Below are 21,303 nucleotides of genomic sequence, written 5' to 3'. Positions count from 1 at the left end.
TTGAGATTCGATTGTGCCCGCGTCTCAAATCTCTTATCCTATTTCTACAACAACGCTTTAGCTTTCGCCACCACGTTATCCACAGTAAAGCCAAACTCCTTATAAAGCTCCTCAGCCGGGGCCGATTCACCAAAGCCATGCATAGCCAGCACATCGCCTTCATCTGTTACATATTTATGCCAGCCAAGCGGCGAGGCCATTTCTACCGCCAGGCGTTTCTTAACAGATTTCGGGAACACCTTTTCCTTGTAAGCAGCCGATTGCTTTTCGAAAAGTTCCCAGGATGGCATACTTACCACACGTGCATTAATGCCATCGGCTTTCAGTTTATCCTGCGCAGCCATAATTAAAGAAACTTCGGAACCGGTAGCTATCAAGATCACATCCGGTGTTTTTTCCGAATCTGACAGGATATAAGCGCCTTTCTCTAATTCAGATGCTTTGGTATATTTATCCTGATCGATAATAGGTAAGCCCTGCCGGGTAAACACCAATACAACCGGTCCGTCTTTATGTTCTAAAGCCACACGCCATGCATGTGCAGTTTCGTTGGCATCAGCAGGACGAAGTACAACAATATTTGGTATCGAACGTAATGACGCTAATTGTTCTATCGGCTGGTGGGTTGTTCCGTCCTCGCCCAATCCAATACTATCGTGCGTGTAAACAAATATCGGGCGTATTTTCATGATGGCAGCCAGGCGTATCGGCGGGCGCATGTATTCCGAAAACATCAGGAATGTGGCGCCAAATGGAATAATACCTTTGGTTAAGGCCATACCATTCAGGGCCGAGCCCATCGCATGTTCGCGTATGCCAAAATGGAAGTTACGTCCGTCTCTATGTTCGACGGTAAAAGAGTTATACTCTTTCATGTTAGTTTCGGTAGATGGGGCCAGGTCAGCCGCGCCGCCGATCAATGTAGGTAATTTCGAAGCGATCGCATTCAACACCTTGCCCGATGCCTGGCGGGTTGCCATTTTGCCTTCCGCCTTAAATACCGGTAAACTGTCCGCCCAACCTTTCGGTAATTCGCCGCTTGTTACCTGCTCGTATTCAGCAGCCAATTCCGGGAATTTCTTTTTGTATTCTGCAAAAAGATCGTTCCATTTCTTCTCGGTATCAGCACCTTTCGCACCGCAATTGCGATAATATTCCAGCACTTCATCCGGCACCACAAACGATTGCTCAGGATCAAAACCAAAGAATTTCTTCACCAGCTTTAACTCATCAGCGCCCAGTGGCGAACCATGCGCACCGGCTGTATCCACTTTATTGGGACTGCCATAAGCAATGTGCGAACGAACTTTAATGATGGACGGTTTGCTGGTCTCTATTTTTGCATTGTTAATAGCATTTGAAAGTGCATGGGTATCGTTAACATCGTTAACTACCTGCACATGCCAGCCATACGACTCGAAACGTTTGGCAACATCTTCGTTAAATGTAATATCGGTATCACCCTCTATCGAAATATGGTTGTCATCGTAGATATAAATGATATTACCTAATTCCAGATGCCCTGCCAATGAAGCGGCTTCGGAAGCAACACCCTCCATCAGGTCGCCATCACTGCAAACCGCGTATATTTTGTAGTTGAAAAGATCGAAACCAGGTTTATTGTAACGCGCCGCAAGATATTTCTGACCTATAGCAAAACCTACGCCATTGGCAAATCCCTGTCCAAGCGGTCCGGTAGTTACCTCAATACCATCCAGCAGGCCATATTCGGGGTGGCCGGCGGTTTTGCTATGCAATTGCCTGAAATTTTTCAGGTCATCCATGGTCAGGTCATACCCCGTCATGTAAAGGAAGCTATACTGGAACATACAGGCGTGCCCTGCCGATAAGATAAACCTGTCGCGATTGGCCCAATGCGGATTCTTAGGATTATAATGCATAAACTGTGTCCAAAGTACATGGCCAACGGGGGCTATGGCCATGGGTGTACCAGGATGTCCGGAGTTTGCTTTTTGTACAGCATCGGCTGATAATATCCTTACGGTATCTATCGCTAACTGTTCTATGTCTTTTTTATCTGTAGCCATCTTGTGTATTGAAATTGTTGTGTCTTGTTCTTTAGTTTACTTCTTCTACGGGTGTTGCCGTTATCAGGTCGTGGCGATGATCCGATTGCCAAAGCCTTGCGCCCCCTCTTATTCCTTCGATATTCGATACTATTTTGATATCCTTATCCAGCTTAAATTTTAGCTTATCCGAATTACCACCCCCTATATACAGCGTATCGTAATTAACTACCGTTTTAATCACGCTGAGCACTTTTTTCATGCGCCGGTTCCATTTCTGTACACCCTCTTTTTGCAGCGCCTTGTCACCGATATATTCATCATAATCCTTGCCTTTGGAAATCGGGTGGTGGGATATCTCGAGGTGAGGCATCAGCTGACCGTCGACTAATAATGCCGTTCCAAAGCCCGTTCCCAGTGTTACAACCATCTCCAGCCCCTTGCCGCTTACAAGGCCAAGTCCTTGCATATCGGCATCGTTTACAACGCGCGCCGGCGCTCCAAGCTCTTCTTCCAGCTTCTTGCTTAGATCGAAATCTTTCCAAGCCTCGGTTCCGAGGTTCGGAGCTGTTTTGATCACACCGTTTTTTACATAGCCAGGAAAACCTACCGAGATCCTGTCATATCCCGGGAATGATTTAGCTAATTGTTTGATCGCATTCACCACACTTTCAGGTGTAGAGGGTTTGGGCGTTGGTATTTTTTCGTAGTTCATCTTCAACTCCCCTTTGTCATTCAAAATGGTGGCTTTGATGTGTGATCCACCTATATCGATGGAAAGAAATTTTAGTGGAGAACCTTCGGTTTTTTTCATGAAATATTTGATAGTGGTTTGAATTGGCTGGTGATTGTTGCTACGAAGTGACCCTGTTAATAATTAAAAGCAAAATTAGGATAACAATGATTTAACTAATGTCTATTCCGCTTTGTTTTTTATTTATCTAAAGTAATTTTTTCAAAGCGTTTCATTCTAAACAGGCTTTCGACCGGGTAGATACTGCAATATTAAACAAATTAGATTTTGTAACAATATTAAGCGTGAATTTATATATGAATGTGCATAAAATTCACATTGGCGAAGAGTAACAGGCGGGCAATAACTAAAGGAGCGTATGAGGGGTAAAAATGATACGCCCTGATAAATGAGACGTCGGGGGCAGATTCGAACTGCCGTAAAAGGTTTTGCAGACCATCACCTATCCGCTCGGTCACCCGACTAAATTTGGCGGGCTGCGTGGGCAACCCGCCTGTTCAAACCAAAAAACTAATAAATCACTGTATTAAAGTCGTTCTGCTCACAGCAGCTAATATTTCCTTCGACGGGAAAATTTCTGAGAAATTCCAGTCGATATGATCGTATTCTATTTTACCCGAAGGCGATATGACATAAGTTGCCAGCAGCGGGACATTAGTATCAATTCCTGATACCCGGGTCCAAATCGGGTCGTTTTCGGAATAAACACCAAAGCATTCGGCTACCTCTTTTTGCGTGTCGAAATAGAAACTTAACGATAAACCGTTATCCCAGGCCACTTTTTCAAGTTTTCTTTCTTTTTCAGAGCCTACGACCAGCAGGTTCGCATCAAATCTTCTTATATCCTGTTGTATATTATTTAATTGCTTTAACAGATCAAAGCCGTATTCGCGCCAATGACTTGAATAGAAACTGATAACCAGCGGCTTGTTCAGCATTTGTCGGAGCATGATGGGATCATGCGTTTCCACTCCGTTGAAAAACTGCTGCCAGCGAAAGTTGTCTTTCTCCAATGTAAAGTCAGGAATTGCATCACCTGTTTTCACTGGCTTCAGTGCATAAGTTGTTCTAAACACGTAATTATGGTCGGGTGCGATCTCGGACATGTCAAACTGAGGATATCGATATGAGTTCATAGCTGCTATCATAATTTTGTATTAACAGGGACAAATGTATATAAATTCTATCTATTTAGTAGAATTTTAATAAATAAAATCACATCTTACTGTATTTCAGTCGAATAATTTAAACTGGATGGTTATTCCACTCCACTAACCTTCATTTTCATAATATAAACAGCCTTAGACGCCGTGATAAAAAGCTGATCTTTCTTTTTCCCCGCAAAGCACAGATTTGCCGTCCAGGGTTCAGGAATATCGATGTGGCCTATTTGGGTACCGGAGGGATTAAAAATAGTCACCCCCTTGCCGGTCAGATAAACATTCCCCTGTTCATCCAGGGTCATGCCATCCGATCCTAATTCGCAGAATAATTGTTTATCAGAAAGCTTACCATCAGGCTGAATGGTGTATTTGTAAGTTTTATTGGCGGCTATATCGGCGATATATAAATACTTGCCATTTGCAGTGCCGACTATCCCATTGGGCTGTTTCATATCGTTTACCACCATAATGGGAATATGTGAGCCTTTAGGCAGGTAATAAACATCCTGGCTTTCCAGGTCGGGCTTTTTACGTTCCCACCAGTCGCGTTGGTAGTATGGGTCAGTAATGTACATGTCGCCGTTAGGCGCTACCCAAACATCGTTTGGCCCATTCATCAGGCGCCCGTTATAATCATTGACCAAAACCGTGATCTTCTTTTTAGGGCTGATGGATATCAGCCTGTCATGTTCGTCGGCACAACTAACCAGGTTTCCTTTCGCGTCAAAGTAAGTACCGTTCGACCGCTGGGTGTTTTCCATCCAAAGTGAAAGTTTACCGTCGGCGCTATATTCCCATATTTGATTATTGGGCTGATCGGTAAAGAAAACATTACCCTGTTTATCTACCGACGAGCCTTCTGTAAAGCTGAATTGTTTGGCTATTAGTTTCGGCTTTTCTGTCGTATCAAAAAGCGTTTGCTGTGCAGATGACTTTATAGCAACTAAAATTGATAAAGCTGCTATGAATATTTTCAGGTTCTTCATCATTTACGATCTCAGGGTGAATGTACAACTGGCGGTGGAAATTTGATCTCCTCAAATAAACCAAAATCACTGAGCGCTATACATACAGGTGCCTTAGTAACGCGAAGCCTCACTTTACTGGTCTTAATGCTTTGGTCAAGACGGATCAACCTATTGCCGCCAATGCTGGTCGCCGAGGCGACTTGCTGCCACTTGCCGTTCTGCCAGGCATCAACAGCTACTTCATCAATACGTTGGCCTAGTTTAATATTCTCCCTTAACCTAATAACATTAAACGATTTAGGTTTATGCAGATCAAGTATAAGTTCAGGTGTTCTTATTTTGTCATCAGTCGCCCAATAGCTGTAACGGTCGTTGTCAAGCAAATGTGCCGGGCCGAATTTAACAAGGTTCCCTCCGCGTACGTTGCTTGCTTTCAGCGTGGCACCTTTGGCCAGGTTAACTGCAAATGTCGCTTTAAGCATATTGCCAAATTCTTTAAGCTTTTGCACATCATCGTCGTTCAGCATTCCGCGTTGGTCGGGCTCCAGGCCAAGATCAAGGCAGGCCCCCCTGCCGGTGCTTTTATAATAAAGGTTTAGCAATGAATCCGCTGATTTTGCCTTTCCATCCTGCGCCTTATGATAAAACCATCCCGGCCTGAATGGCACATCGCACTCGGCCGGCATCCAGAACTCGCCGTCACGCTGCCCTTCGGTACCTTCCGAATCTTTAGTAAACCCGTTCCCTGGTTTTTTACCCGGTTCAGGAGCATGAGGGGTGTATGTGGCCCAGCTGGTTTCGCCGGCATGCCCCTCTTCGTTACCAACCCACCGCACATCCGGGCCAACATCGCCGAAAATAACGGCATTTGGTTGCAGTCTCCGGGCAATTTCCCAGGTTATGTCCCAGCCATAATAGGTAGAACGATCTATTTTACGAACTTCTTTTGCACCACCATAATAACCATCGCCCCCATTTGCGCCATCGTGCCACACAATAAACAGCGGGCCGTAATTGCTGTACAATTCTTCCAGTTGCTTTCTATATACATCGGTAACATACTCAGGCTTGCCATACAGGGCGCTATTCCTGTCCCATGGCGAACAATAAACGCCCATTTGCATACCCAACTTGTCGCAGGCTTCGCGGTACTCTCTCAAAATATCGCCTTTACCATTTTTGTATGGACTTTTTGAAATATTATGCTCTGTGGTCTTGGTCGGCCAAAGGCAAAACCCATCATGGTGTTTTGCTACTACGATGATACCCTTAAAACCGCCAGCTTTTGCCGCGCCAACTATCTGCATCGCATCAAAATGGCTGGGGTTAAAAATTTGAGGGTCTTCATCGCCATAACCCCACTCCTTGTCCGTGTAAGTATCCGGGCCGAAGTGTATTATGCAATACATGCCCATTGCCTGCCAGTTCAACTGGCCTTTGGATGGTAAAGGGCCGTATGGTTTTGGCGCGGACTGGCTAAAAGCTTGTATAAATAAAAAGCAGGCTAAAATTGCAAGAATGGTTCGTTTCATGGGCGGAGCAGTTAACTTGTGGTTGCTAAAATAACAGTTTTCTGTTTTAATTGTACGATAAACATTTTTAGATAATATTATTTTTCTGCTTATGTTTATCCTGTTATGAAAAATAGCCTTAAATATAATATTGCCGCAGGGATCATTTGCTTTCTGAGCCATGTTGCCCTGGCCCAAACTCCCATTTATAAAGACAGGAGTAAACCGCTTGACGAACGGGCGAAAGACCTTGTATCCAAATTGACTTTAGAAGAAAAAGCCTCCCTGCTCGGATATAATAGCAAAGCCGTTCCGCGACTGGGCATACCCGCATATAACTGGTGGAACGAAGGTTTGCACGGCGTAGCGCGCGCCGGCGAGGCTACCATATTCCCGCAGGCTATAGGTATGGCGGCAACTTTTAACGACGATCTGATCAAACAGGTATCCACGGTCATTTCGACCGAAGCAAGGGCAAAATACAACCTTGCTATTGCGCAGGACCGCCATCTGCAATATATGGGTCTTACTTTCTGGACGCCCAATATCAATATCTTCCGCGATCCGCGCTGGGGCCGCGGGCAGGAAACCTACGGCGAAGATCCTTACCTGACGGCCACCATCGGCAGCGCCTTTGTAAGGGGCCTGCAGGGCGATGATCCGCATTATCTGAAAACATCAGCGACAGCAAAACACTTCGCCGTACACAGCGGGCCAGAAGCCGTGCGTGATAAGTTTGATGCGATTGTGGATGAAAAGGACCTGAGGGAAACTTACCTGTACGCTTTTCACGCGCTGGTAAGCGGGGCGCACGTCGAATCAGTGATGAGCGCGTACAACCGGGTAAATGGAGTGCCTAATTCCGTCAACAAAATGCTCTTGACCGATATCCTGCGCAAAGAATGGGGTTTTAAAGGCCATGTGGTTACCGATTGTGGTGCACTGGATGATGTGTTTTCGACCCATAAAACTTTACCGGGACCCGTGGAAACAGCCGCTGCCGCGATCAAGGCCGGTATTAATCTCGATTGCTCCACCGTATTGCAGAACGATGTTGTTAAAGCTATCAAACAGGGACTACTTACCGAAAATGAGGTTGATCAAAGGCTCACCGAATTGCTTAAAACCGAGTTCAAACTTGGATTTTATGACGATCCCAATAACATCCCTTTCCATACCTACGGTGCAGACAGCGTACATAATGCGGCGCACGTCGCCTTGTCGCGCAAAGTAGCCGAACAAAGCATGGTGTTGCTGAAAAACAACAATAATGTATTGCCGCTTGATAAGGCGAAATACCCAAGCATGATGATCATCGGCCCTAACGCCGCCGCGTTTGACCCTATGATCGGTAACTATCACGGTGTAAGCAGTAAAGTGGTCAATTTTGTGGAGGGTATTACGGGCGCCGTCGGCCCGGAAACCAGGATCGAATACGACCTGGGCGCCAATTATGATGATACCACCCATTTTGGCGGTACCTGGGCCGCCGGCAACACCGATGTAACCATCGCGGTAATAGGCCTCTCCCCTGTTTTGGAAGGCGAAGCCGGTGACGCGTTCCTGTCCAAATCAGGCGGTGATAAAAAAGACTTGAGCCTGCCCGAAAGCGAGATAAAATTCATGAAAGCATTAAGGCAAAGCGTCAGAAATAAGCCGGTCATAGCGGTTATTACAGCCGGCAGCGATGTTGATGTTTCGGCCATTGAGCCTTATGCCGATGCCATTGTATTTGCGTGGTATCCCGGCGAACAGGGCGGCAATGCGTTCGCAGATATTCTATTCGGTAAAACATCCCCTTCGGGCCATTTACCGTTGACTTTTTATAAGTCGATCAACGATGTACCCGACTACCAGGACTATTCCATGAAGGACCGCACCTACCGCTATTTCAACAAGCCCGTTCAATACCCTTTTGGTTTTGGGATGAGCTATACTTCGTTCGAATATAAAACCCAAACAGCACCCGCGAAACAATATAAACTGAAGGATTCGGTATCCGTTACGGTCAACGTAAAAAACACCGGAAAAATGGCGGGCGACGAAGTGGTACAGGCTTACATCGAATACCCCAATATCGACCGTATGCCGCTGAAGGAATTGAAAGGCTTCAAACGGGTCGCCGTTGCGCAAGGCGGCGAACAGGCCGCCAGCATCAGGATACCGGTATCCGACCTGCAAAAATGGGATATGAAAAAACATGCATGGCAGCTGTACCCGGGCGAATACAAACTGGTGCTCGGCAGCAATTCGCAGGATGCGAAACTGACCTATTCGTTTACCATAAAATAGCCGTTTTGTATTCGAAAGACGAAGCATCACAGCTTAAGCAAGCCTTCTGGACAACATTCGGGCAATATATCTCGCCGCAGTTATCTGCCGAGGGCCTGAAGGTGAATTGGGTGAACTACAAAACCGGCATCAAATACCTTTACTTCCGTATGGAAGCCGGTAAGCGGTCGGCCGCTATTGCTATCGAGATCGCCCACCCCGATCCGGGTATGCAGGAATTGTTCTTTGAGCAATTCCTCGAGCTTAAAAACATGTTGCACAGCGCCCTTAACGAGGATTGGGAATGGCAACTGCACGAGATGACCGAAGATGGCAAAATCATCAGCCGCATCGTACGAAAATTGCATAACGTCAGTATCTTCAATAAAAACGACTGGCCGGCGCTGATCTCCTTTTTCAAACCGCGTATTATTGCGCTGGACGAGTTTTGGAGCGATGCAAAATATGCATTTGATGCATTGAAATGACAATTATAACCCGCCGGGCATGAAGAGCCATAGGTTCGGCTAATCCTGTAGCGACGGATTGAAATCCGTTGCTAAATACAATACACTAAGTGTTCACGCCACCGCCCTTTGCCAACCGCAGTGGATCGTAATTTGTTAATTATCAGCACATTGAGAATTTACAAAGAGCAAAAAGTGCCCTATTTTTGCAGTTTTCGTGAACACCTAATTTATAAAAATTTGTTTATCAGCAACTTACGCATTTACAACATACCCAGATAACCGCCGTATTTTTTATGTAAAAATCAACAAAAAGCCAAAACAGGCAAAAAAAGCCACATTAGGACATTTTTAAACCGCTTGCTTTCCTTTTTTTCAAAATGCCGATCTATAAAAATATCTCATTTTAATTCAGGGTTATTAATTTTCGATACACTAAGTGAAATACTGTATGAATCAGAATTTTCAAAATTCAAGAATTAACAGAATTCTGAAATTTATTAATTCTGAAAATTCTGATTCAGATGATATTTTGCTAAATTTGTTAGCATGAAGCGTTCGGGAAGTGCTGATCTGCCTTTACATTACGGTTATGTGCCTAAATGGCTGGCAGAGCGTATGGCAAGGCTGGGTTTGGCGGTGGTGGAAACTATTGTGATGGATTACGGGAAAAACGAAGTGCTGACCCGCCTCAGCGATCCGTTCTGGTTCCAGAGCCTGGGTGCGGTAATGGGTATGGACTGGCATTCGTCGGGCATAACCACATCGGTAATGGGTGCGCTCAAAAGGGCCATCAATCCGCATAGCAAGGAATTAGGTATCTATATCTGCGGCGGCAAGGGCAACCACTCGCGCGAAACGCCAAACGAGTTGCTGAAGGTTAGTGAGAAAACCGGACTTAATGGTACCGAACTGGTGCGATGCAGCAAGTTAAGCGCCAAGGTAGATAACACCGCTATACAGGATGGTTTCCAGCTTTACACCCACAATTTTATTGTAAGCGACGAAGGCAAATGGGCAGTGGTGCAGCAAGGCATGAGTGCGCAAAGCAAAACCGCGCGCCGGTATCACTGGCACTCGGATGCACTGGCCTCGTTCGTGAATGATCCGCATACTTCCATCTACGGGCAAAATACCGGGTATATCCTGAATATGACCGATAAAACCGCAGCGCCGTCGCGCGATGGGGTGATGCAGATAGCGGGCGAAAATCCGCAGCAAATGATCAGCGAGATAAGCAAACTGACCATGCCGTCGCACCACGACGTACGTTCAAAAGATGTCGATCTGAAGCGCCTGGGCGCGGTGTTGTGGCTGGCGCATGAAAAACGACCGTCAGATTTTGAAGAGCTGCTATTGCTGGAAGGACTCGGTCCGCGTACTTTACAATCCCTGGCGCTGGTAAGCGAAGTGATACATGGCACGCCGTCACGTTTCAAGGACCCGGCACGATTCTCCTTCGCCCATGGCGGCAAGGACGGTCACCCCTTCCCCGTCCCCACAAAAGTTTATGATGAAACTTTAGGCGTACTGCAAACCGCCATCCATAAAGCCAAACTGGGGAACAACGAAAAAAGCGAAGCCATCAAACGCCTGCATACCATTGCCGAACGTGCCGAAAAGGATTTTATCCCCAACGCCAATTTTGATAAAGTGATAGAACAGGAGCGCAACGACTCGTGGAAATATGGCGGGCGTACAGTTTTCGGGAAGGCAAAGCCGCCGGTGGAGGTGCAGTTGAGGTTGTTTTAATACGCAAATTAAAGTCCTCTCCTTTGGAGAGGATTTAGGTGAGGCAAAAGCTAAGCCACCAGCGGAAGCGCAGTTGAGGGTGTTTTGAGACACAAATCTAAATCCTCTCCTTTGGAGAGGATTTAGGTGAGGCGTAGGCTAAGCCGGCGGTGGAGATGCAATTGAAGTTGTTTTAACATGACACTGTAGTTGCAAACTACATGCATAGTCGTCCGAAGTCTCTGACTTCGGACAGCGGATTTGTCTGTAGTAGAGACGCAAGATCTTGCGTCTCTACTCATTCCCGGCAATCCTGACCATCACAAAATGCAATGTTTTATCGTTTTAAAAAGATAAGCCATTATTCACTTTTTTGATAATGCAACGCCATTGCGCCGGATTTAAACAGCCGGGTGTATTCCAATCGATAGTTGAGCTTTTCCGGCACCAGGAAGTTGTCAAATAAGCGCTTGTTCTCTCCTACCAAAACCGGGTGGACAATTAAATAAAGTTCATCGATCAAACCAGCTTCCAGAAGGCGCGGAAGCAGGCTGGTGCTGCTGAAAGCGATTTTTTCACCGGGTTGCTGTTTTAATTCGCGGATGAGACCTTCCGGATCGCCACGGACTATTCTTGTAGTTTCATCCGCATTTTCGAGTGTGCGCGAAAGAACTATTTTTTCGATACGGGTCATGGCATCGGCAAAAGCAACATCACAAGGTCTGCCCGTTCGGTTTTTAGCAACTTCCGGCCAAAAAGGAACCATTAACTCGTACGTTTTACGCCCATAAACGATAACACCGGTATCCTGCATCAGCCCGGTAAAATAGTCCATCAAATCCTCGCCGGGGTTGAAATGCGTATGTTCATGACAACCGTCGATACTGATATTCATCGCGAACATAACTTTTCTCATAGGCTTGATTATTTAAATTTAGGTTAGTTGGTTACAAAGGAAAATGACCAAAACAGGATTTTATATTATCAACAACCATTGCTCAACCTTTAATTTTGCTCATCAAGTCGTTTGCAAGCGCCCTGGTTTTGCCATTGCCCGGGGGTATAGCATTGACCAGGCTATCCAGCTGTGGCTTCCATTTCGTCAACATTTTAGTGGGGTAGTTTTTAAATACTACAAGCGAATTGTATACCCCATTGTTTTTGTCGATCAACATATCGCTGGAACCTAACGCGCGCCTGGCCTGCGCGATGAGCGCAGCGAGCATCTGCTCATCATTCAGCCAACTGGTGGTTATTTCAGTATAAGCTGAAAGCCTGGTCGCAGCGCTGGTCGAAAATAGCCTATTGATCAGGTCGGCCCGCTTTCCGTCATAAATGTTGGCAACCACCTCCTGCGAACTTCCGCCCTTCCTGGCAACCAGGTCGGCAATATTCTTTCCCAGTGCCGGGGCCGAATATACCAGCGTAGCAAGGGCGATATCACTTGTCGTGCGGTCGGCGCTGGTCAATTGTTGCATTAGGTCTTTCGTTAACTGCGCTTGGGCCACCTGCAATTTTATGTTCTCTATGTCATTTTGTTTTTCAGCGCTTTTACTTTGCAGATCTAACTGATTTTGATTGTAACGTTCGGTAAAGTGCCAGCCAACAACGGCGATGATAAGCGGAATAAGGAAAGTAGAGGAAGCCTGCAGCTTATCCCAGAAATCTTTCTTTTTGTCGTCCATGATAAATAAGGTCTTAAATAATACGAACCGAAGTTAGCACGATTGGCGAATAAACAAATAAGTATTTTTACCTGGTTTACAGGGTACTAATACCCAAATATGTATTAACCTGGCAAGTCCCATCTTCCTTGAAGATGGATTTAAATGAGTCGCCCAAAATCATTGTCGAAATTGCCACCCCTTGCTGGGCAAGTCCCTCTCCTTTGGAGAGGGATTTAGGGTGAGGCGAAAAAACCCTACCAACAAAAAACGCCACCCGTGCCTGCACGAATGACGCCAACCTATGAAAAACCTAAACCTATCTTAGTAATTGAAACCACCCAAAGTTATTTTGGGATTGAAGGGGGTTCTTGTCCGCCTCTTAAATATGTCCATCCCATTGCTGGCGGGCGCAGCTACTGCCTTTAACAGGGGGGTTGGAAAGAATAATTGCTGTAAAAATTTCATGTTGTCGTTTTTTTAAAGCCTTTGTACTTATTGATTATAGCTTTTTATACGTTACGGCGAATAACCATTTTTGTAAACCTTGATTGGAAAGGTTTGTAGTGGTTTCGTCTACAAGCAAGTGTTTTATTTAATTGATTTCGTATCTTTTCTATACAATTCCTATTTTCAATCTCATTATTAACCTTTAACATCATTCGGTTATGCCTGCCACCTTTTTATCTGCCTGCAAACGCTGCCTTTCATCTGTCGCCCTGTGTTTGTTTCTAACCATCCATCTTTTCGCCCAAAAAGCAGGTCTTCCCGCCAGTTCACCCGAAGCGCAGGGCGTTTCATCCGCTGGTATAGACAGCTTTTTAACGGCAGCATCGCGCAGCAAAAACGAGTTCCATAGTATTATGGTGCTTCGGCACGGCAAGGTGGTTGCACAAGGTTGGTGGAACCCATACGGACCAACATTGAGGCATAGCCTTTATAGCTGTAGTAAAAGTTTTACTTCTACAGCCATTGGTTTTGCTGTTAGCGAAAAGTTGCTGTCAGTAAATGATAAAGTGGTATCGTTCTTCCCGAACAGCTTGCCAGATACCGTAAAACCATGGTTAGCCGGGTTGACGGTAAAAGACTTGCTGACCATGAGCGTTGGCCAGGACCCCGACCCTACCGGAAAGGTGCCTTTCACTACGGATGACTGGATAAAAGGGATGCTGGCTACACCGATATTGAATAAGCCGGGCAGTAAATTCCTGTACAATTCAATGGCAAGCTTCACCCTTTCGGCGATCGTTCAAAAAGTGACCGGCCAAAAAGTAGTCGATTACCTTAAACCACGCCTGTTCGATCCGCTCGGCATTGCTGGTATGGATTGGGAGGTTAATAAACAAGGCATCAACACAGGCGGCTGGGGCTTGCGTGTAAAAACAGAAGACCTGGCTAAAATGGGACAGCTTTACCTGCAAAAAGGAATGTGGAACGGCAAACAGGTATTGCCTAAGGAATGGGTAGAAGAAGCTACCACCTATAAAATCGACAACGCACCCGGTGTTCCGCAAAGTAAAAAGGACTCGAGCGACTGGATGCAGGGTTATTGTTACCAATTCTGGCGCTGCCGCCATAATGGTTTCAGGGCCGACGGTGCTTTCGGCCAGTATATCATTGTTTTGCCAGATGAAGATGCGGTTATTGCCATCACATCCGAAACAGCCAACATGCAGGACGAACTAAACCTGGTATGGAAATACCTGCTGCCCTCGATGCACCCACAAGCCCTACAGGCCAACAAAACCGCCGAAACCACCCTTCAGCAGCATTTAGCCGCCCTCAGGCTGCCGCCGTTGCAAAATACAGGTGATCCTGCTGTTATCAGTAAAACTTTTGAGATACAAAAAAATGACCTCAACATTAGTTCAATAACCCTGAACACCGATAAAAATACGTGCCGTGTTACGCTGAAAAAGGGAGGCAACAGCTATACTTTTAACCTTAGCAGCGGCAAATGGCAGCCCGGTCAAACGCAATTGCCCGGCCCGGGCTTGACCGCTGGGGCGCGGGAAGATTTTTCGTTATTGCTGCCATATAAGGTGGATTGCAGCTATGGGTGGAGCGACGACAAAACTTTACAGTTAAAACTCCGCTACATCGAAAGCCCGCATACCGAAACCATAACCTGCCATTTTAATGGTGATAAACTAAATGCCGACGTAGAATACAGTTTCAACTACGGCTCGCACAAAATTGAACTGCATGGCGATGAAGTGAAACAGCGATAAAACCGGTACTGCAACTGCCTCCCCGATTATTTATTTCAGCGAAGCTAAGATCGATTTGCCCGAATGCAGGTGGTCTTTTATTTTAGGCAGCAGGTCCCTGGCACAGGTTTGTACAGCATTCGTCCTGTCTTCTTCACCTTCTTTAAACAGGTCAACTGCTTTCTCATGGCCGGTAACCATAGCCTGCATATAAGCTTTGTCAAATTGATCGCCGGAAAGTGCCGACAGGCTATCGATCATTTTTTGATCCTGTTGATCAGGTTGGTCCGGCCCTTTTACAAGCTCTTTAGCCTTCAGTTTTTTCAGTTTTTCCAATGCGGCAGTATGATCGGTCACCATCATTTTAGCAAACGCCCTCACCCTCGGGTTCGTTGCTTTACTTTCAGCAACTTCCGACGCCTTGATTTCTGTACTGCTGCCCTCTATCGCTTCCTTTATAAAGTCGTGGCCAGGGGTGTCAACGGCCGTTTCATTATTATATTTGTTTGCTGTCAGGGGATCGTCGCACGATTGTACCAGCACGAGAACAGGGAACAACATAGTTACTAAGGTTATCTTTTTCATTTTATCGGTATTTAAGGGGCTGTATGGTAAGGAACAATCATTGCAGCAATTGGTTTTCCGTCATTAACCCGATCGCGGGTGTGCTGTTCGTTCACCCGGTATCCCTGCTGCGATCTCCCCGCTATTTTGTCGGATACATACCTCACCGGCCCGCACCCACTTAACTATCTTTGATTTGTATTAACTTTCAAAAGATGAGCGCATTAAAAACTCTGCGTACCTGCAATCAGGGCCATCAGTATTATAAAAGCAGCGACTGCCCAACCTGCCCTGTGTGCGAAAATGAGCGCAAAGCTATAGCGGGCGTTTTCGGCGAACTTTCCGCCCCGGCGCAGCGGGCGCTCAGAAACAGCGGCATACTCACACCACAGCAACTGGCAACGTTTACAGAAAAGGATGTATTAAAGCTTCACGGCGTGGGGCCGGGATCGCTGCCTAAGCTGCGCGAATTACTAAAACAGCAAGGTTTATCGTTCAAAACAAAATAATCATGGAACAATTAAATAAGGAATTTACAGCGACGTTGAAGAAAAGCCCGAACAAAGGCGGCTGGACCTATGTCATCTGGCCCGAATCCGTTGCATTCTTCGGGACAAGAGGATTAGTAAAGGTGCGCGGTAAGGTAGACGGTCACCCTTTCCAAAGTTCCTTTATGGCTTTAGGTGATGGTACGCACAAGCTATCGTTCAAAACCGAAACCCGGAAACTAATAGGCAAAGAAGCCGGCGATACGATAACCGTAGTTTTGGAAGAGCGGATAAATTAATGGGGGCAAATGAAAGTCTCTCTCTCTTTCCCGGAGACAGATTTAGGGTGACGCGAAACAGCCCCCAGCTAACAAGTCCTTCTCCCCTGGAGAGGGATTTAGGGTGAGGCCACTACGCCAAATTCCGCCCCGCATTTACAATACCGTATACTGTTCGGATTACCAGTTTATTGTAAATATCGGTCAGCTCTTCGTCCTTCTTTTTATTGATGCATTGCAAAGCATAGTGCTGTACAATAACCAGTGGCAGCACAATACGTTCGCGCACCGCTATGGAGCGTTTTTCAACCGGGTATTCTTCCATCAATACAGCGCTGTCGGTTAGTTCAAGCAGCATGGCCTTCGTCAGTTCAAACTCGTCCTTCAGTTGCTGCCATAAAGCCGCAAATTTCTTATCGTTAAGCAGGTATCCGGTCACTCTGAAATCCGATTTCGACATCGACATCATGCAGTTATCCAGCATGGTTTTGAAAAAACCTGATTTATGATACAGCTCTTTCGCCTCTTCCCATTTATTATCCTCTTTGATCTTTTTCAAAGCCGTGCCCACGCCATAAAATCCGGGGATATTTTGTTTCAGCTGGCTCCACGAAGTAACAAAACTAATGGCACGCAGATCTTCTAACTTAAGCGCCGATCCCGTATTTCGTTTGGTTGGCCTGCTGCTGATATTGATCTTCGAGAGCAAGCGTAAAGGGCTGTATTTCTCCAGGTACTCTAAAAAGTGCGGATGTTCGCGCAGTTCCATAAACAGCCGGTAGCTCTCATCCGCCATCTCACATATCAGGTCCTTATTTTCCGGTGTAAGCAGGTCATTATCATTTGGGTTCAACGCCGAAGTAATGCCGGCGCTTATCAATTGCTCGATATTAAACCGAGCAGTTTCTACCGATCCGTATTGCGAACTAACCGTCTGCCCCTGTATCGTCAGCTGAATATGCTCATTCGCTATCTCGCTGCCCATTGAAGCATAAAAACGATGTGTTTTACCACCACCGCGTGCCGGCGGGCCACCCCTGCCATCAAAAAACGCCAGGTCGATGCCATACCTGCGCGCCAAGGCGGTTAGTTCGACTTTTGCCTTATAAATAGACCAGTTGGCCATAAGGTAACCACCATCTTTGGTACTATCCGAAAAACCGAGCATAATAGTCTGCCGGTTGCCCCTGCGTTTCAAGTGTTCTTTATAAAAAGGATGCACGTACAGGCTTTCCATTACGTCGGCTGCATGGGTTAGATCATTCACGGTTTCAAACAATGGCATAAAATCCACCGTCAACGATTCCTTTTTCCAGCCGCTCCACAGAAACAGATTTATCAACTGCAATATATCCGATGCACGCTGGCAATTACTGATAATAAACCGCTGGCAGGCTTTCTCGCCGTTGGAGTATTGTATCTGCTTCACCAGCCGGATGGTATCCAGGGTATCCTTGGTCAAATCTTCCGCATCATCCGGGCAGTGGTAATCAGCGTCGTTGAACGGTATGGATTTTAATTTATCCTCTTCACTTAAGGCATCGTAACCCTTCAGACCAGATTTTATCTGGGATTGTTTGATGCAATGCTGGAACACGCTGCGCAGTACGCGGCTGTCCTGCCTGATATCGAGCGTTGCGAAATAGCAACCAAACAACTTAACTTTTTGAATAAAGTGATCTACAATATCAACAAACAAACCCAGGTGGTCGTTCACCAGGGTATCCCTGATAGACGTAAGCAGCGATAATAACTCCCCCTGCAGATCTTTCGGGCTGGCTTGTACATTAAAGGCATTCTGGTAAAGCAGTTTCTCCAGCCTCGACATCGTTTTTTCTACGCCACGGAAGGTAATACGGCGTTTCAGCAACCTGAAATCACGATAATAACACCGAAAAATGATCTGCCTCAAAAGCGCCGCTACCGAAGCTGTGGTCTCAGCATGCACATTGGGGTTGCCATCCCTGTCGCCGCCCGGCCAAAAGCCAAGCTCCAGCACCTGGTGCGCTGCGTCGAAATCAAACTCATCTTCCAGCTTAGCCTGTATAGCCGCCGCTGCGTGGTAAAAAGTATTTTCGAGGAACCAAACCAAACTCGTGGCCTCATCAACCGGCGTCGGCGATGTTTTATTAAAAAACGGTGTCTTACCTAATTGCTGCAACAGATCGTCAATACTATTCAGGTCGTTTATCTTCAGCGCCTCTATCAGGTCGGTTATAATACCCAATACCGAACCAGGGTAAAACTGCGTCGGGTGAGCGGTAAGAACCAGCCGCAGCGAGAAATCCTCTAACTTTTTGCCGATCTTATCCCGTACCTTATCACTTTGCGCTGCCTGCTGTAAAAGGCTGCCGAGTGAGCCGCTATCATCCATCTTCCCTATTTTGCTGAAAGACGAGTCCTCTATCGCATCAAACAAAACCACCTGTCTTTCGATATACTGGATAAAACGGAACAAACGGTTGATCTGCTCGCGGTGATCTATCCCCGGCACATACTTTTCAAAAAATGATTCGATGATCTCCGTCGGCGATAACTGCGCCGCCGTACCTTTTTCGCAATGCGAACTAAAGAAAGGCAGCAAAATACCGGTATCCTTCACCTGGTAAAAAGGCAAAGTCTGGAACAGGCTGTTATACAACTCAAAACGGGTAACAACTTCCTGGTTGAAGATAGTTTCCTTATTGCTGAGTTTTAGAGTAGAGGACATAAAATAAATAACAGAATGGTTGATGTATTGGTTTGATTAGAATATCGGCGTGAATTTAATAATTTTACTGATAAAACCTATAAAAAAATGAGTATTTAATAATATAAAATCAATATTAATGCAATAATTATTAAAATAGGTAGCCAAGATTTAATTTTTGTAAATTTGCACTGAAAAATATCACCCTATTTTATGAATATCCAATTAAGGGAAATAAGAGGCTTTTTTTACAGTCAGTATTTTTCTGATGGATTAAGGATGTGCCTGGGTATTTTGATACCGGCATTGGTTCTGAATTATCTTAACCGGTTCGATCTGGGTGTTACCCTATCGCTCGGCGCCTTGTGTGTTTCGGTAGTTGATACACCCGGGCCGCTGGTCTACAAGCGCAATGCCATGCTGGCCAGCACCCTGTGTGTATTCCTGGTTGCTATGGCGACAGGCTTTGCCCGCCTGAATACGGTCACGCTGGGTATTGGCATTACCATCATCACTTTTATTTTTTCAATGCTTGCGGTTTACGGCACCCGTGCGGCAGCAGTTGGCACCGGTACGCTGCTGGTAATGGTATTCATGATCGAAAAAGCCACACCGCCTGCCCAGGTGCTCCCCTACAGCCTTGCCCTTACCGCAGGCGGTGTATGGTACCTGTTTTTTAGTGTGCTGTTTTTTAGCATCCGCCCATATCGTGCCGCCCAGCAAGCTTTAGGCGAGAATATCATGGATGTGGTGAAATTTTTGCGCATCAAGGCCGACTTCTACCTGCCGCACACTGATATCGACGAAAATTACCGCAAACTGGTATCGCAACAAATACAAGTGAGCCAGCACCAGGACGGTATCCGCGAGCTGCTTTTCCGGAGCAGGGTAATGGTGAAGGAATCTACCAACGCCAGCCGGGTGCTGGTGTTGATATTTATTGACCTGGTGGACCTGTACGAACAAATACTGGCTACGCATTATGATTATGGCGAAATACGCAAGCGCTTTGGTAATACGGGCATACTGGAAGAAATTGCACGTGTGCTGCGGCAAATGGCGCACGAACTGGAAAATATAGGCTACGCCGTAATGTCCAACAGGCGGTATATGCACTCACACGATTTTAATGCCGAACTGGAACATTTGAAACTAAAGATAGATGCTGCAGCATCCGCAGAAACCGGTACCAGCAACATCGTGCTGAAAAAAATACTGATCAACCTGCGAGATCTGAACCAGAACATTCATAATATTTTCAGCTATTACAATTCGCGCTCTTCAAAAGAACTTATCAAAAAGCCGGAGGAAGTGGAGTATTCCAAATTTGTTACCCGGCAGGATTACGCCCCGCACGAGTATTTTGATAATCTTTCATTTTCATCAGCTTCGTTCAGGCATGCGGTCAGGGTATCCATGTCGTGCCTCATCGGATTTATCGCCTCAAAAATGTACCTGCATGGGCATCACAGTTATTGGGTGCTGCTTACCATTATTGTTATACTGAAACCGGGCTTCAGCCTGTCCAAACAGCGGAATTATCAACGGCTTGTGGGTACGATAGCCGGGGGTATTATCGGCATTGTGATATTGAAATACATACCCAATGAAAAGGTACAGTTCATTCTCTTCATCACGCTGATGATAGGCACCTACAGCTTTACGCGCCTCAATTATATAGTCGCGGTCATTTTCATGACACCCTATGTGTTCCTGCTATTCAAATTCCTTGGCGTTACCGCAACAAGCCTGGTACAGGAGCGTATTATCGATACGGCTGTTGGGTCGGGTATAGCCTTCATCGCCATGTACATTATTTTGCCGCGCTGGGAGTTTGAGGATGTAGAGGCATACCTTGCCGGGGCAATCCATGCCAACGCCAATTACCTGGCTAAAATAGCCGAAACCATCAGCGGGAACACCGTCAGCGTTACCGACTATAAACTGGCGCGTAAAGACATCTACGTCAAATCAGCCAACTTATCTGCGATGTTCGAGCGGATGACATCGGAACCCAAAAGCAAGCAAAAAAAGTTGAAGGACATACACAAATTCGTGGTGCTTAACCACATCCTTTCCTCCTACCTAGCTAACCTATCTTCAGCTATATCAGCTAAACAACTTGATTATGCACAACAGGATAATATCAGGCTTATCCGCAAAAGCATAGCCGTACTGAACGAAAGCAATAGAAAATTAGGCGAACAGCAGGTTGAACTTATATGCGATAAAATACCGCAAAATGTAACCGAATCAAAGCAACTGACAGCAAGCGAAGCTTTATTAAAAGAACAGTTAGGGTTTGTAAATAAGATCAGCTATGATATTGCAAAGGTGACGGATAGTATACTGGCGTAGTTCATAGGTAATAGTTAATGGGCCCTACTGTAAGCCAATAGGTTGTTTAGACCCTTATATTTCGGACATGTCATTTCGACGAGGAACGAGGAGAAATCTTAAAAAGCAGGCTGCAGACTTTGCAAGGTGTACAAGATTTCTCACTACCGCTCGAAATGAC

The 21,303-nt window shown here is 46.0% G+C and carries 16 protein-coding genes and 1 tRNA gene; 7 read left to right on the top strand and 10 right to left on the bottom strand.

Annotated elements, in window-relative coordinates:
* Window positions 1-44: 44 nt before the first annotated feature.
* The 6 genes from tkt to VL525_RS21350 all read right to left on the bottom strand — a co-directional run bounded on the left by tkt (window position 45) and on the right by VL525_RS21350 (window position 6,444).
* Window positions 45-2,048 carry a transketolase gene (tkt, locus tag VL525_RS21375; protein ID WP_325389533.1) on the bottom strand — a complete coding sequence of 668 codons (2,004 nt, stop codon included), beginning with the start codon at window positions 2,046-2,048 and terminating at the stop codon, window positions 45-47.
* A gap of 31 nt (window positions 2,049-2,079) precedes the next feature.
* Window positions 2,080-2,841 (bottom strand): ROK family protein, encoded by a 762-nt coding sequence (locus VL525_RS21370; protein WP_325389531.1) that lies wholly within the window; start codon window positions 2,839-2,841, stop codon window positions 2,080-2,082.
* Between the two features lie 333 nt (window positions 2,842-3,174).
* Window positions 3,175-3,245: transfer RNA gene (locus VL525_RS21365), tRNA-Cys, on the bottom strand.
* A gap of 54 nt (window positions 3,246-3,299) precedes the next feature.
* Window positions 3,300-3,917, bottom strand: a complete 618-nt coding sequence (locus tag VL525_RS21360; RefSeq protein ID WP_325389529.1) for a redoxin domain-containing protein — start codon at window positions 3,915-3,917, stop codon at window positions 3,300-3,302.
* Window positions 3,918-4,039: 122 nt separating this feature from the next.
* Complete coding sequence (locus tag VL525_RS21355; RefSeq protein WP_325389527.1) at window positions 4,040-4,933, bottom strand: SMP-30/gluconolactonase/LRE family protein; 894 nt, start codon at window positions 4,931-4,933, stop codon at window positions 4,040-4,042.
* An 8-nt stretch (window positions 4,934-4,941) separates the two neighbouring features.
* Entirely contained in the window at window positions 4,942-6,444 is a 1,503-nt protein-coding gene (locus VL525_RS21350) for an alpha-L-fucosidase (protein WP_325389525.1), read from the bottom strand.
* Between the two features lie 105 nt (window positions 6,445-6,549).
* Between VL525_RS21350 and VL525_RS21345 the strand changes: the two genes are divergently transcribed.
* The 3 genes from VL525_RS21345 to VL525_RS21335 all read left to right on the top strand — a co-directional run bounded on the left by VL525_RS21345 (window position 6,550) and on the right by VL525_RS21335 (window position 10,913).
* Window positions 6,550-8,715 carry a glycoside hydrolase family 3 N-terminal domain-containing protein gene (locus VL525_RS21345; protein ID WP_325389523.1) on the top strand — a complete coding sequence of 722 codons (2,166 nt, stop codon included), beginning with the start codon at window positions 6,550-6,552 and terminating at the stop codon, window positions 8,713-8,715.
* Between the two features lie 5 nt (window positions 8,716-8,720).
* Complete coding sequence (locus tag VL525_RS21340; RefSeq protein ID WP_325389521.1) at window positions 8,721-9,182, top strand: DUF4268 domain-containing protein; 462 nt, start codon at window positions 8,721-8,723, stop codon at window positions 9,180-9,182.
* A gap of 528 nt (window positions 9,183-9,710) precedes the next feature.
* Entirely contained in the window at window positions 9,711-10,913 is a 1,203-nt protein-coding gene (locus VL525_RS21335) for a DUF763 domain-containing protein (protein ID WP_325389519.1), read from the top strand.
* A gap of 340 nt (window positions 10,914-11,253) precedes the next feature.
* Here VL525_RS21335 and VL525_RS21330 read toward each other — a convergent pair whose 3' ends face one another.
* Window positions 11,254-11,808: a dihydrofolate reductase family protein gene (locus VL525_RS21330; RefSeq protein ID WP_325389517.1), complete on the bottom strand. Its 555-nt coding sequence runs from the start codon at window positions 11,806-11,808 to the stop codon at window positions 11,254-11,256.
* An 82-nt stretch (window positions 11,809-11,890) separates the two neighbouring features.
* A complete protein-coding gene (locus VL525_RS21325; protein ID WP_325389515.1) occupies window positions 11,891-12,577 on the bottom strand; it encodes a hypothetical protein in 687 nt (228 codons plus the stop codon).
* Between the two features lie 647 nt (window positions 12,578-13,224).
* On the opposite strand from VL525_RS21325, the gene VL525_RS21320 reads away from it, so the two are divergent.
* Complete coding sequence (locus tag VL525_RS21320) at window positions 13,225-14,787, top strand: serine hydrolase domain-containing protein (RefSeq protein ID WP_325389513.1); 1,563 nt, start codon at window positions 13,225-13,227, stop codon at window positions 14,785-14,787.
* 30 nt (window positions 14,788-14,817) lie between these two features.
* Here VL525_RS21320 and VL525_RS21315 read toward each other — a convergent pair whose 3' ends face one another.
* Complete coding sequence (locus tag VL525_RS21315) at window positions 14,818-15,351, bottom strand: DUF4142 domain-containing protein (protein WP_325389511.1); 534 nt, start codon at window positions 15,349-15,351, stop codon at window positions 14,818-14,820.
* 194 nt (window positions 15,352-15,545) lie between these two features.
* Here VL525_RS21315 and VL525_RS21310 point away from each other — a divergent pair, with 194 nt between their 5' ends.
* Window positions 15,546-15,839 carry an RNA polymerase alpha subunit C-terminal domain-containing protein gene (locus tag VL525_RS21310; RefSeq protein ID WP_325389509.1) on the top strand — a complete coding sequence of 98 codons (294 nt, stop codon included), beginning with the start codon at window positions 15,546-15,548 and terminating at the stop codon, window positions 15,837-15,839.
* A gap of 2 nt (window positions 15,840-15,841) precedes the next feature.
* Window positions 15,842-16,117 (top strand): DUF1905 domain-containing protein, encoded by a 276-nt coding sequence (locus VL525_RS21305; protein WP_325389507.1) that lies wholly within the window; start codon window positions 15,842-15,844, stop codon window positions 16,115-16,117.
* Between the two features lie 112 nt (window positions 16,118-16,229).
* On the opposite strand, the gene VL525_RS21300 is transcribed toward VL525_RS21305, so the two are convergent.
* The gene (locus VL525_RS21300; protein WP_325389505.1) at window positions 16,230-18,806 is read right to left on the bottom strand and encodes a phosphoenolpyruvate carboxylase; all 2,577 of its coding nucleotides are present in this window, start codon (window positions 18,804-18,806) and stop codon (window positions 16,230-16,232) included.
* A 192-nt stretch (window positions 18,807-18,998) separates the two neighbouring features.
* On the opposite strand from VL525_RS21300, the gene VL525_RS21295 reads away from it, so the two are divergent.
* A complete protein-coding gene (locus tag VL525_RS21295; protein ID WP_325389503.1) occupies window positions 18,999-21,143 on the top strand; it encodes an FUSC family membrane protein in 2,145 nt (714 codons plus the stop codon).
* The last annotated feature ends 160 nt before the right edge of the window (window positions 21,144-21,303 follow it).

The sequence above is a fragment of the Mucilaginibacter sp. genome (assembly GCF_035492695.1).
GTDB lineage: Bacteria > Bacteroidota > Bacteroidia > Sphingobacteriales > Sphingobacteriaceae > Mucilaginibacter.
The sequence above is the reverse complement of the archived record's forward strand: the minus strand, read 5'-3'. Positions and strand labels throughout refer to the sequence as shown.